We start from the raw sequence: 12,958 nt of genomic DNA on the forward strand, positions 1-12,958 counted from the left end.
AGGAAAGACAACAATGAAGATCGCAGTCCTGCCGGGTGACGGCATCGGTCCCGAAATCGTCGCGGAGGCCGTCAAGGTCCTGAACGCGCTCGACGAGAAGTTCGAACTGGAAACCGCCCCGGTGGGCGGCGCCGGCTACGAGGCCGAAGGCCATCCGCTGCCGGAGAACACCCTGAAGCTGGCCAAGGAAGCCGACGCCATCCTGTTCGGTGCCGTCGGCGACTGGAAGTACGACAGCCTGGATCGTCCGCTGCGCCCGGAGCAGGCCATCCTGGGCCTGCGCAAGCACCTGCAGCTGTTCGCCAACTTCCGCCCGGCAATCTGCTATCCGGAGCTGACCGGCGCTTCGAGCCTGAAGCCCGAGCTGGTGGCCGGCCTCGACATCCTGATCGTGCGCGAACTGAACGGCGACATCTACTTCGGCCAGCCGCGCGGCGTGCGCGAAGCGCCGGACGGCCTGTTCAAGGGTGCGCGCGAAGGCTTCGACACCATGCGCTACAGCGAGCCCGAAATCCGCCGCATCGCCCACGTGGCGTTCCAGGCCGCGGCCAAGCGCGGCAAGAAGCTGTGCAGCGTCGACAAGGCCAACGTGCTCGAGACCTTCCAGTTCTGGAAGGACATCGTGATCGAGGTGCACAAGGAGTACCCGGAGGTCGAACTGTCGCACATGTACGTCGACAACGCGGCCATGCAGCTGGTCAAGGCGCCCAAGAGCTTCGACGTGATCGTCACCGGCAATATGTTCGGCGACATCCTGTCGGACGAGGCCGCCATGCTGACCGGCTCGATCGGCATGCTGCCGTCGGCGTCGCTGGATGCCAACAACAAGGGCCTGTACGAACCGTCGCACGGCTCTGCACCCGACATCGCCGGCAAGGGCGTGGCCAACCCGCTGGCGACAATCCTGTCGGCGGCGATGATGCTGCGCTACTCGCTGAACCGCGCCGAGCAGGCCGACCGCATCGAGAACGCCGTCAAGAAGGTGCTGGCCCAGGGCTACCGCACCGGCGATATCCTGACGCCGGGTTGCAAGCAGGTCGGCACCCGCGAGATGGGTGACGCTGTGCTGGCGGCACTGTAAGTCACACCGGAAGGGGGCACTGCGCGAGTAATGCCCCCTTTGTCTGATTTGTCCCCGTTATTTCCCCTATCTGCACGCTGCGGCAGCGCCGCAAAATCGTGTAGACTCTGCCGATGGCCCGATTTTCCCAGTCCACCCTGACTGCTGTTGCTGCCCTGACCGCTACCCGCGGCCCGGTCGGCACGATTTCGCTCGGCCAGACCGCAACGACGATTAAAACCATTATTAAAACCGCGATCGCCTAGATCCGTTCGTCGTGCCTGCCCGTCTTCCCCGCGCAGCCACGCCGGGCGAGGAAAATGGCGGGGAAGTAAAAATCACATCCGAGGTAAATCATGATTGTAGGTCTCGTCGGTTGGCGGGGAATGGTCGGCAGCGTCCTGATGCAGCGCATGCAGGAAGAGCGTGATTTCGACCAGATCGAGCCCGTCTTCTTCAGCACGTCCAATGCCGGCGGCAAGGCGCCCGCCATGGCGAAGAACGAAACCACGCTGAAAGATGCCAATGACATCGAAGCGCTGAAGAAGTGCGACGTGGTGCTGACCGCCCAGGGCGGCGACTACACCAACGAGGTCTTCCCCAAGCTGCGCGCGGCCGGCTGGAAGGGCTACTGGATCGACGCGGCCTCCTCGCTGCGCATGAAGGACGATGCCATCATCGTGCTGGATCCGGTCAACCAGGGTGTGATCAAGGACGCGCTGTCCAAGGGCGTCAAGAATTTCATCGGTGGCAACTGCACGGTCAGCTGCATGCTGATGGGCCTCGGTGGCCTGTTCCAGGCCGACCTGATCGAGTGGATGACGTCGATGACGTACCAGGCCGCTTCCGGCGGCGGTGCGCAGCATATGCGCGAGCTGCTGACGCAGTTCGGCACGCTGAACGCGTCGGTCAAGCCGCTGCTGGACAACCCGGCCTCGGCCATCCTGGAAATCGACCGCACCATCCTGGCGACCCAGCACGGCCTGTCCGCCGAGGAAACCAAGCAGTTCGGCGTGCCATTGGCCGGCAACCTGATCCCCTGGATCGACAAGGACCTGGGCAACGGCCAGTCCAGGGAAGAATGGAAGGGCGGCGCCGAGACCAACAAGATCCTGGGCCGCGGTGAAGGCTTCCTGGGTGCGACCGGCGCCACGCCGATCGCCGTCGACGGCCTGTGCGTGCGCATCGGCGCCATGCGCTGCCACTCGCAGGCGCTGACCATCAAGCTGCGCAAGGATGTGCCGCTCGATGAGATCGAAGGCATGCTCGCCGCCCACAACCCGTGGGCCAAGGTGGTGCCGAACACGCGCGACGCCAGCATGACCGACCTGACGCCCGCAGCAGTGACCGGCACGCTGAACATCCCGGTCGGCCGCCTGCGCAAGATGCAGATGGGCGGCGAGTACCTGTCTGCCTTCACGGTCGGCGACCAGCTGCTGTGGGGCGCGGCCGAGCCGCTGCGCCGCATGCTGCGTATCCTGATCGAGTCCTGATCCGGTGCTCCCGCCTGTTGCCTGGTTGCGTCCGTTGCAGCCAGGCAACAGAATGGACCGCTTTGCAGACAACGCCGCGCCCGTGCGCGGCGTTGTTGTATCCGGACGCCTATTTTCCCTGGTGATGCGTCACAATACGCCGGCATGCGCTTCGCGCCAGGCAGGGTTTGGCGTCTGCGCGCGGCTGGAGAAGGGGTGCGCCGAGAACGCCCCGCCAGCCTGCCGGACCTGGTTTTGGGGTCGGTCTGTCGATTCATATCGCTACTAAAACATAACGGAGCATAAGGTGAGTGTGAGCCAACATCGCCGGAAAGATGCGCCTACTGTCCGTCAGCGCTGGTCAACGCTGGCCGTCACGGCACTGGGCCTGCTGCTTGCGCAGCCGGCCGCATATGCCGCGGGGTTCGGGCAATTGCGGGTTCAGTCGAATCTGGGTCAGCCGCTGCAGGCTGAGATCGACATCAGTGGGGTCAGTGCCGAAGAGGCCGCCGGGCTCAGTGTCAAGCTGGCGTCGCCAGCGGCGTATGCCGCGGCCGGGCTGACCTACCTGCCGGCCGTCAGCAGCCTGCGGCTGGAGGTGGAGCGCCGCCCGAACGGCAGCTATGTGGCCCGGGTCCGCTCCAACCAGCCGATCAGCGAGCCCTTTGTCGACATCCTGGTCGACATGAGCTGGGCCAGCGGCAAGGTCTCGCGCGCCTATACCTTCCTGCTTGACCCCGCCGGGACCAAGCCTTCGAACCAGACTTTCTCGCCGGCGACGGTGGTGCAGGCGGCGACGCCGGATGCGCCGCCCGTAGCGGCACCGGCACCTGCCGCCGCGCCGCAGCCTGCGCCGGCCCAGGAAGCTGCGCCGGCCGCGGCTGCCGAGGCAGTCAAGCCAGCCGTGCCCGCGCGCCCTGCCCGCCAGAGCGCAAAGCGGGCGCCGGCACCGGCCGCCAGCGGCAGCACCGAGATGGCACCCGGCGGCGGCTACACCGTGCAGCGCGGCGACACGCTCTACGCCATTGCCGGCGAGGCCGTGCAAGGCCAGGAATCGGTCTCGCTGGACCAGATGCTGGTGGCGCTCTACCGCAACAATCCCAACGCCTTTATCGGCGGCAACATGAACCGGCTGCGCAGCGGCGCGGTGCTGCAGGTCCCGACCCAGCAACAGGCGCAAGCCGTCGCACCCAAGGCCGCCCGCCGCGAGGTGGTGGCGCGCACGCAGGGCTTCGATGCCTACCGCGGCCGGCTGGCCAGCGCTGCCGCGGCCAAGTCGGTCGAGCCCGACAGCGGCCGCCAGCAGTCCGGCAACGTGACCGCCCGGGTGCAGGAGCAGGCCGCCCCGACCGACGGCCCGCGCGATGAACTGAAGCTCAGCAAGGCCGCGCGCGGCGCGCAGGCCGACGCCGCGGCCAAGGCCGAAGCCGGCGTCGCGCGCGAGCGTGAACTCAAGGAGGCGCAGGCCCGCCTGGCGCAGCTGGAAAAGAACGTCGGCGACATGCAGAAGCTGCTCGAGCTGAAGAACGCCGAGATCGCCAAGCTGAGCCAGGCCAACCAGGCGGTGCTGGCCGAGAAGGAAAAGGCTGAGGCCGCGGCCAAGGCCGCGGCGGCGGCGCCGACCGTGGTGGCGGCCCAGCCGCCGAAGGCCGATGCCGTGGCCCCGGCCCCGGTTGCGGCCGCCGCGACGGCTGCCGCAACCGCAGCGACCGCAGCCAGCGCCCCGGCAGCGGCCGGCGCCAGCGCCGCGGACGCCGTGGCGCCTGCGGCAGTCTCAGCCGTGGCAGCGGCCCCCGCTTCGCAGCCGGCTGCCGCCGTTCCTGCCAGTGCAACGCAGGCCGCCGCCGCATCGGCCCCCGCGGCCAAGCGCCCGCCGGTGGTGGCGGCCCAGCCCGAGCCGGTGCCCGAACCGTCGTTCATCGATGGCCTGCTGGCCAACCCCATGCTGCTGCCCGGCGGTGGCCTGCTGGTGGCGCTGCTCGGCGTCTATGCGATCTATCGCCGCCGCCAGCAGCAGAAGGCGGGCGAGGCGACCGGCTTCGGCGACAGCATCCTGTCGCAGGAAAGCACGGTGATGGCCGGTGCCAATTCGCTGTTCGGCACGGCCGGGGGGCAGAGCGTCGACACCTCGCAGCACAGCGTGTTCGGCGCGGACTTCCGCATCGGCAACAACACGCCGGAAGCCAACGAGGTTGACCCGATCGCCGAGGCCGAGGTCTATATCGCCTATGGGCGCGATGTGCAGGCGGAGGAAATCCTGCGCGAAGCCCTGGAGAAGAACCCGGAGCAGCAGCCGGTGCGGCTCAAGCTCCTGGAGATTTACAGCAACAGACAGGATGTGGAAGGTTTCCGCGTGATTGCAGAAGAAATGTTCGCCCAGACCGGCGGACACGGGGCGGAATGGCTGAAGGCAGCAGAAATGGGGCGCGCGCTCGAGCCGGGCAACGCGCTCTTCCTGGCGGTGACGCCCGAAGCGGCGGGGCCGGATACGACCTCGCCGGCAACCGACCAGTGGCGCACCCAGGACCCGTCGCAGAATCCGGCCTCGATCCCGCGGCTGGAGCCGTCGCTGGGTGACCTGGCGCTGCCGCTGGATGCCTTCCCGGCCCCGGCGGCCGGCGAGCCGATCGTGGCGCCTGCTTCCGCGGCGATGGTGTTTGGCGCTGACGCGCACGACGCCGGCGAGCCGGTACGGCTGGATCTCGGCCTGCCTCGCACCGGCGCCGACCCGCTTGCCGATGACGTGCCCACCCTCGACACGCCGACCCGCAGCCGTCCGCTGGAGTTCGACATGTCCGGGCTGTCGCTTGACCTGGGCAGCGCCGCGCAAGCCGACGCCCGCGGCAAGGATGTGCTGGACGAGGCCACCATGCCGCTGCCCGCCACCACCATGCTGCGCGACGGCAAGCTGGCCGAGCCGATCGACCTGTCGCGCGTGGCGCCTGAAACCGGCGGCGACCTCACGCACGGGGGTTCGCCGAGCACGCTGTCGGTCGACGGCGTGGACGGCGGGCGGGACATGCAGATCAAGCTTGACCTGGCTCGTGCCTATATCGAGATCGGCGACAAGGAAGGGGCGCGCGAACTGCTGCAGGAAGTGGTCGAGCAGTCGCAGGATCCGCTGCAGGCGGAGGCCCGTTCGCTGCTGCAGGAAGTGGCCTGAGCTATCATTGACGGTCCGGCCGCGGCACGCGCTGCCGCAGCCTGAAGCGATGCGCCGGAAGCGTCCCTTCCGGCGCATTTGCTTTTTCGGCGGACCTGGCGTGAACCGCTGCGTCCGGACGTACCCGCCGCCTTGCCCGATCCCCTGACATGAACCGCATCGCTCTTGGCCTGCACTACGACGGCGCCGCCTTTTCCGGCTGGCAGTCGCAGCCGCACCGCAATACCGTGCAGGATCACCTGGAAAACGCCATCGAGCGTTTTGCCGGGGTGCGCCTGCTGACCACCGTGGCGGGGCGCACCGATACCGGCGTGCATGCGCTCGGCCAGGTCATCCACCTGGACACCGCGCTCGAGCGCGAGCCATTTTCCTGGGTGCGCGGCGTCAACGCCTTCCTGCCGCCGTCGATCGCGCTGCAATGGGCGCTGCCGGTGGACCAGGGTTTCCACGCGCGTTTCCTGGCGTTCGAGCGCATGTATTACTACGCGCTCTACACCGGGCCACACCGCGTGCCGCTGGTGCACGGCCGCGCCGGCTACCAGATGCTGCCGCCGGGCCAGCGGCTCGACGTCGACGCCATGCGCGAGGCCGCCGCATGCCTGCTCGGCGAGCATGATTTCTCCGCCTTCCGCGCCGCCGAATGCCAGGCCAAGTCGCCGGTCAAGACCATGTACGACGTCACCATCAGGGATGACGGCAACTGGGTGTTCCTGCGCTTTCGCGCCAGCGCCTTCCTGCACCACATGGTGCGCAACCTGATGGGCTGCCTGGTGGCGGTGGGGCGCGGACGCTACCCCGCGCACTGGCTGGCGCAGGTGCTGGCCGGGCGCGAGCGCAAGCTGGCGGCGCCGACCTTCATGCCGGACGGCCTCTACCTGGTCGGCGTCAAGTATCCTGATCCTTACCAGATCCCCGCGGCCGATCCGTCCGCGAGCCTGTTCCATGGAGTGTTCGATGACGCAGCCTGAGGCCGCTGAAGGCAGCACGGCGGGCAGCACAGTGCACATGCCGGCCCGCACCCGCATCAAGATCTGCGGCCTGACGCGCGAGGACGACGTGCGCGCCGCCGTGGACGCCGGCGCCGATGCCATCGGGCTGGTGTTCTACCCGAACAGCCCGCGCTGCGTCGACGTGGCGCGCGCCGCGGCGCTGGCCGAGGCCGCCGGGCCGTTCGTGGCGATCACCGGGCTGTTCGTCAATGCCGACCTGGAAGACATCGCCCATGTGGCCGAGCGCGTGCCGCTGACGCTGCTGCAACTGCACGGCGACGAGACCCCGCAGTTCTGCACGCAGGCGGCGCAGCGCTGCCGGCTGCCCTTCATGCGCGCCGCCCGTGTGCGCCCGGGGCTTGATTTGGTAGAATTTGCCGATCAATACCGTGATGCCGCTGCCTTGCTGCTCGATGCCTTCGTCGAAGGCTACGGCGGTGGCGGCCACGTCTTCGACTGGACCCTGATTCCCCCGGCATGGCTTCCGCCTACTCCCCCGGTACCAGCTACCGGCAACCCGAACGCAAGCGGCGCTCCTCGCATCGTTTTGAGTGGTGGGTTGAACGCGCAAAACGTCGCTGGCGCGATTGAACGCGTGCGGCCCTACGCTGTGGACGTCAGCAGCGGGGTAGAGGCCGCCAAGGGCGTGAAGGACCACGCCCGCATCGCCGCGTTCGTGCGCGCTGTGCGCAGTGCCGAGGCAGGATGAGCCGGGCCGTGTCCCGCGTCTTTCCCCATGCCGCCCGTGGCCTGCCGCATGCGCGCACACGCATCGCAGTCAACCATGCGCCCTTGCCGGATGAGGCAAGGCCGCTGTTCCGAAGAGTCTAGACATGTACGACTTGCCCGATTCCCGTGGCCATTTCGGCCCCTATGGCGGCACCTTCGTGTCCGAAACGCTGGTCCACGCGCTCGATGAGCTGCGCGAGGCCTATGCGCACTACCAGAAGGATCCGGAGTTCGATGCCGAATACCGCCGCGAACTGAAGCACTTTGTCGGCCGCCCGTCGCCGATCTACCACGCGCAGCGCTGGAGCGAGACGCTCGGTGGCGCGCAGATCTACTTCAAGCGCGAAGACCTGAACCACACCGGCGCGCACAAGATCAACAACGTGATCGGCCAGGCGCTGCTGGCCAAGCGCATGGGCAAGCCGCGCGTGATCGCCGAGACCGGGGCAGGGCAGCACGGCGTGGCCACCGCCACCATTGCCGCGCGCTTCGGCATGGAGTGCGTGGTCTACATGGGGGCCGAGGACGTCAAGCGCCAGGCCGCCAACGTCTACCGCATGAAGCTGCTGGGCGCCACCGTGGTGCCGGTGGAAAGCGGCTCGCGCACGCTCAAGGACGCGCTCAATGAAGCCATGCGCGACTGGGTCACCAACGTCGAGAACACCTTCTACATCATCGGCACCGTGGCCGGCCCGCATCCGTACCCGATGATGGTGCGCGACTTCCAGTGCGTGATCGGCGAGGAAGCCAAGGTGCAGATGCCGGAGATGACGGGCCGCCAGCCGGATGCCGTGATCGCCTGCGTCGGCGGCGGCTCCAATGCCATGGGCATCTTCTACCCGTATATCGAGCACCAGGACGTGCAGCTGATCGGTGTGGAAGCCGCCGGCGACGGCCTCGACACCGGCCGCCACGCGGCCTCGCTGACCGGCGGCACGCCGGGCGTGCTGCACGGCAACCGCACCTACCTGCTGCAGGACGCCAACGGCCAGATCATCGAGACCCATTCGGTGTCGGCCGGCCTGGACTACCCGGGCGTGGGCCCCGAGCATGCGTGGCTCAAGGACAGCGGTCGCGCGCAGTACGTGCCGATCACGGATGAAGAAGCGCTCAAGGCCTTCCACGACTGCTGCCGCATCGAGGGCATCATCCCGGCGCTGGAATCGAGCCACGCCATCGCCTATGCCTGCAAGCTGGCGCCGACGCTGCCCAAGGACAAGCTGCTGCTGGTGAACCTGTCCGGCCGCGGCGACAAGGACATGCACACCGTGGCCGAGCGCGCGGGGCTCAAGCTCTGATGCGCGCGCTGCCTCCGACCGGACTTGCCGTGGGCGGCGCGGGCGCGCCGGATGCGTCCGGAGCGCCCGATTCCGCCCAGCTGCGCCTGTTCCAGGAAGACATGTTCGAGGGCATTGCCCGCCTGCCGGACGGCTCGGTCGACCTGATCGTCGCCGATCCGCCCTACGGGCTGGGCAAGGACTACGGCAACGATTCCGACCTGCTGTCGGGCCAGGAGTATCTGGACTGGTCCGAGCGCTGGATGAACGCGGTCGTGCCCAAGCTCGCGCCCAAGGGAACGCTCTACCTGTTCTGCACCTGGCAGTATTCGCCCGAGCTGTTCGTGATGCTCAAGCGGCGCCTGACCATGATCAACGAGATCATCTGGGACCGCCGCGTGCCCAGCATGGGCGGCACCACGCGCAAGTTCTCGTCGGTGCACGACAACATCGGCTTTTTTGCCCGCGCGCGCGACTACTACTTCGATCTCGACCCGGTCCGCATTCCCTACGACCCCGAGACCAAGAAGGCGCGCAGCCGTCCGCGTTTCGAAGGCAAGAAGTGGCTGGAGGTGGGCTACAACCCGAAGGACCTGTGGAGCGTCTCGCGCATCCACCGCCAGGACCCGGAGCGCGCCAACCACCCGACGCAGAAGCCGCTGGAAATCGTCGAGCGCATGGTGCTGTCAAGCTGCCCGCCGGGCGGCCTGGTGCTGGATCCGTTCGCCGGCAGCGGCACCACCGCGGTGGCCTGCCTGCGCCACGGACGGCGCTTTGCCGGCTTCGAGATCAACCCGGAGTATGTGCAGGTGGCATGCGATCGCGTGTCTGCCGCCGCTGCAGCCCTTGCCGTCACGAATGCAGCCGCCGAGCCTGCCGCCACCCCAACCCTGGCCGCCGCCAACGACGATGTCTCGCCGGCGCCGCGGCCTCACCTGATTCCCTGATATGTCCCGTATCCAGAAGACGTTCGCGGCGCTGGCCGCGCAGCAGAAGAAGGGCCTGATTCCGTTTATCACCGCCGGCGATCCCGAGCCCGGCCTGACCGTGGCGCTGATGCATGCGCTGGTGGCGGGCGGCGCTGACGTGATCGAGCTGGGCGTGCCGTTCTCCGACCCGATGGCCGACGGCCCGGTGATCCAGCGCGCCTCCGAGCGCGCGCTGGCGCAGGGCGTGTCGCTGACCCAGGTGCTGCAGTGGGTGCGCGAGTTCCGCCAGACCAATGCCGATACCCCGGTGGTGCTGATGGGCTACGCCAATCCGATCGAGTGCATGGGCGAGCAGGTCTTTGCCGCCGCCGCGCGCGAAGCCGGCGTCGACGGCGTGCTGGTGGTCGACTATCCGCCCGAGGAGTGCGAGTCGTTCGCCACGCTGATGCGCGACAACGGCATGGACCCGATCTTCCTGCTGGCGCCGACTTCGACCGATGCCCGCATCGAGGCCGTGGCGCGCGTGGCCAGCGGCTACCTGTACTACGTGTCGCTCAAGGGCGTGACCGGCTCGGCCGCGATCGACCTGGACAGCGTGGCGGCGCGCCTGCCGCTGATCAAGCAGCATGCAAACCTGCCGGTGGGCGTGGGCTTCGGCATCCGCGACGCGCCGACCGCGCGCGCGATCGGCAGCGTGGCCGATGCCGTGGTGATCGGCAGCCGCCTGGTGCAGCTGCTGGAGGACACCCCGCGCGAACAGGCGGTGGCGACGCTGCAGGCGTTTATCGCCGAGATCCGCCAGGCGCTGGATAGTTGAAGTGATCTAATGTCGGCCTGATGATCATTTTTAAGTGCTTCAATGTGCGCAAATCGCGCGTTGCGCTTCGAGGTCACCGGGCCGGCATGGTAAATTCGCGGGTTGATTCCCTGCCATCTGCCAACAGGCGTCCCGACACCGGGCTTGCCGGCGGACCGCAGTCATCCGAAAGGAGCTTTCATGAGCTGGTTGGATAAACTCCTGCCCCCCAAGATTCAACAGACCGACCCCAGCACCCGCAAGGGCATCCCTGAGGGATTGTGGGTCAAGTGCCCGTCGTGCGAGTCCACCCTGTACCGGACCGACGTCGAGGCCAACCTGCACGTCTGCCCCAAGTGCGACCACCATATGCGCATCAGCGCGCGGGCGCGCCTGGACGGGCTGCTGGACGCCGAAGGCCGCTATGAGATCGGCCAGGAGATCGTGCCGGTCGACGCCCTCAAGTTCAAGGATTCCAAGAAGTACCCGGACCGCATCAAGGCCGCCATGGATGACACCGGCGAGACCGATGCCATGGTGGTGATGGGCGGTGCCATCCACACCATCCCGGTGGTGGTCAGCTGCTTCGAGTTCGAGTTCATGGGCGGTTCGATGGGCTCGGTGGTGGGTGAGCGCTTCGTGCGCGGCGCGCAGGCTGCGCTGGAGCAGAAGGTGCCGTTCATCTGCTTTACCGCCACCGGCGGCGCGCGCATGCAGGAAAGCCTGCTGTCGCTGCTGCAGATGGCCAAGACCACCTCGATGCTGAACCAGCTGAGCGCGGCCAAGCTGCCGTTCATCAGCGTGCTGACCGACCCGACCATGGGCGGCGTGTCGGCCAGCTTCGCCTTCCTGGGCGACGTGGTGATCGCCGAGCCCAAGGCGCTGATCGGCTTTGCCGGCCCGCGCGTGATCGAGCAGACCGTGCGCGAGAAGCTGCCTGAAGGCTTCCAGCGCTCGGAGTTCCTGATCCAGAAGGGCGCTATCGACATGATCGTCGACCGCCGCAAGATGCGCGCGGAACTGGCGCAGCTGCTGGCGCTGCTGCAGAAGCAGCCGGCCGACGCGGTGGCATAACAACGTCTGCATGGCAGATCAAGGGCGCGGGTGGTTGACGCGCCTTTCGCTTTTCCTGGCCGCCCCGGTGGCTATGTCGGGCCGGGTGCAAGCCCGGCCTTGACTTTGCCGCTGGCTGGCCAAATCTGGTAGCAACAGCTTTTCCTCGCACCCCACATGCCTGTCTTCCATACGCTCCCCGAATGGCTTGCCCATCTCGAAACCGCCCATCCCGTGGGCATCGACATGGGCCTGGCGCGCATCACGCGCGTGAAGGAGGCCCTCGGGCTGCGCATCGACGCCGTGGTGTTCACGGTGGGCGGCACCAACGGCAAGGGCTCTACCTGCGCGATGCTCGAGCGCATCCTGCTGGAGGCCGGCTACAAGGTGGGCTGCCATACCTCGCCGCACCTGATCTCGTTCAACGAGCGCGCCCGCATCAATGGCGAGATCGCCACCGATGCGCAGCTGCTGCCGCATTTCGAGGCGGTCGAGCGCGCGCGCAACAGCTTTGCCGACCCGGTCAGCCTGACCTACTTCGAGTTCACCACGCTGGCGATCATTCATGCCTTCGCCGCGGCCGGGCTGGACGCGATCATCCTGGAAGTGGGCCTGGGCGGGCGCCTGGACGCGGTCAACGTGATCGATACCGACTGCGCCATCGTCACCAGCGTCGATATCGACCATACCCAGTACCTGGGCCATACGCGCGAGGAGATCGGCTTCGAGAAGGCCGGCATCTTCCGCCCGGGCGTGCCCGCGATCTGCGGCGACCCGATGCCGCCCAAGTCGCTGGTGGCGCACGCCGAGGCCGTCGGCGCCGAGTTGTGGCTGGTGGGGCGCGACTACCATTTCCACGCCGCCAAGGGCCAGGAGCGCCAGCAATGGGACTGGAGCGGCGGCGGGCGCAAGCTTAACGGCCTGGGCTACCCGGCGCTGCGCGGCGCCAACCAGCTGCTCAACGCGGCGGCGGCGCTGGCCGCGCTGCAGGCCATGCGCCCGCGCCTGCCGGTCAGCGCACAGGAAGTGCGCAACGGCCTGGCTTTTGTCGAGCTGCCGGGCCGCTTCCAGGTGCTGCCAGGCCGCCCGGCCGTGATCCTGGACGTGGCGCACAATCCGCATGCGGCGGCCACGCTGGGGCAGAACCTGGAGAACATGGGGTTCTTCCGCTACACCTACGCGGTGTTCGGCGCGATGCAGGACAAGGACATCGCCGGGGTGCTGCAGCACGTGGCCGACAAGGTCGACCACTGGTGCCTGTGCGACCTGCCGACCGAGCGCGCCGCCAGGGCCGCGGACCTGCTCGCCAAGCTGGAGGCGGGCGGATTCCGCCCCGGCCCGGACGCCACCGCGGCCTGCTTCTCCAGCCCCGAGGCGGCATTCCGCGATGCCATCGAGCGAGCCACCGAGAATGATAGAATTCTGGTCTTCGGATCGTTCTATACCGTCGCCGGCGTGATGGCGTATCGTGCCACGCAGGCTAACTGAAG

At 67.8% G+C, this 12,958-nt stretch carries 11 protein-coding genes; all 11 read left to right on the forward strand.

What is annotated here, in order from left to right; genetic code table 11:
* Window positions 1-13: 13 nt before the first annotated feature.
* The 11 genes from leuB (at window position 14) to folC (ending at window position 12,956) form a co-directional block, all read left to right on the forward strand.
* Window positions 14-1,081: a 3-isopropylmalate dehydrogenase gene (gene leuB, locus AC3WRI_RS12915; RefSeq protein WP_010814629.1), complete on the forward strand. Its 1,068-nt coding sequence runs from the start codon at window positions 14-16 to the stop codon at window positions 1,079-1,081.
* Between the two features lie 113 nt (window positions 1,082-1,194).
* A complete protein-coding gene (locus AC3WRI_RS12920) occupies window positions 1,195-1,326 on the forward strand; it encodes a hypothetical protein (RefSeq protein ID WP_013957414.1) in 132 nt (43 codons plus the stop codon).
* Between the two features lie 90 nt (window positions 1,327-1,416).
* The gene (gene asd, locus AC3WRI_RS12925; RefSeq protein WP_010814630.1) at window positions 1,417-2,553 is read left to right on the forward strand and encodes an aspartate-semialdehyde dehydrogenase; all 1,137 of its coding nucleotides are present in this window, start codon (window positions 1,417-1,419) and stop codon (window positions 2,551-2,553) included.
* A 286-nt stretch (window positions 2,554-2,839) separates the two neighbouring features.
* Window positions 2,840-5,695, forward strand: coding sequence for a motility hub landmark protein FimV (locus AC3WRI_RS12930; RefSeq protein WP_011615743.1), 2,856 nt, complete (start codon window positions 2,840-2,842; stop codon window positions 5,693-5,695).
* Window positions 5,696-5,844: 149 nt separating this feature from the next.
* Window positions 5,845-6,663, forward strand: coding sequence for a tRNA pseudouridine(38-40) synthase TruA (truA, locus tag AC3WRI_RS12935; RefSeq protein ID WP_011615742.1), 819 nt, complete (start codon window positions 5,845-5,847; stop codon window positions 6,661-6,663).
* On the forward strand, window positions 6,650-7,393 hold the full coding sequence (locus tag AC3WRI_RS12940; protein ID WP_010814633.1) for a phosphoribosylanthranilate isomerase: 744 nt from the start codon (window positions 6,650-6,652) through the stop codon (window positions 7,391-7,393). Before truA ends, AC3WRI_RS12940 begins: the two co-directional genes overlap by 14 nt.
* 124 nt (window positions 7,394-7,517) lie before the next feature.
* A complete protein-coding gene (gene trpB, locus AC3WRI_RS12945) occupies window positions 7,518-8,711 on the forward strand; it encodes a tryptophan synthase subunit beta (RefSeq protein WP_010814634.1) in 1,194 nt (397 codons plus the stop codon).
* Window positions 8,711-9,637, forward strand: coding sequence for a DNA-methyltransferase (locus tag AC3WRI_RS12950; RefSeq protein WP_010814635.1), 927 nt, complete (start codon window positions 8,711-8,713; stop codon window positions 9,635-9,637). Before trpB ends, AC3WRI_RS12950 begins: the two co-directional genes overlap by 1 nt.
* A 1-nt stretch (window position 9,638) precedes the next feature.
* The gene (gene trpA / locus AC3WRI_RS12955) at window positions 9,639-10,436 is read left to right on the forward strand and encodes a tryptophan synthase subunit alpha (protein ID WP_492293402.1); all 798 of its coding nucleotides are present in this window, start codon (window positions 9,639-9,641) and stop codon (window positions 10,434-10,436) included.
* Between the two features lie 180 nt (window positions 10,437-10,616).
* Window positions 10,617-11,489, forward strand: a complete 873-nt coding sequence (gene accD, locus AC3WRI_RS12960) for an acetyl-CoA carboxylase, carboxyltransferase subunit beta (protein WP_010814637.1) — start codon at window positions 10,617-10,619, stop codon at window positions 11,487-11,489.
* 156 nt (window positions 11,490-11,645) lie between these two features.
* Entirely contained in the window at window positions 11,646-12,956 is a 1,311-nt protein-coding gene (gene folC / locus AC3WRI_RS12965) for a bifunctional tetrahydrofolate synthase/dihydrofolate synthase (RefSeq protein ID WP_010814638.1), read from the forward strand.
* Window positions 12,957-12,958 lie beyond the last annotated feature (2 nt).

The organism is Cupriavidus sp. FW305-27 (assembly GCF_058787995.1).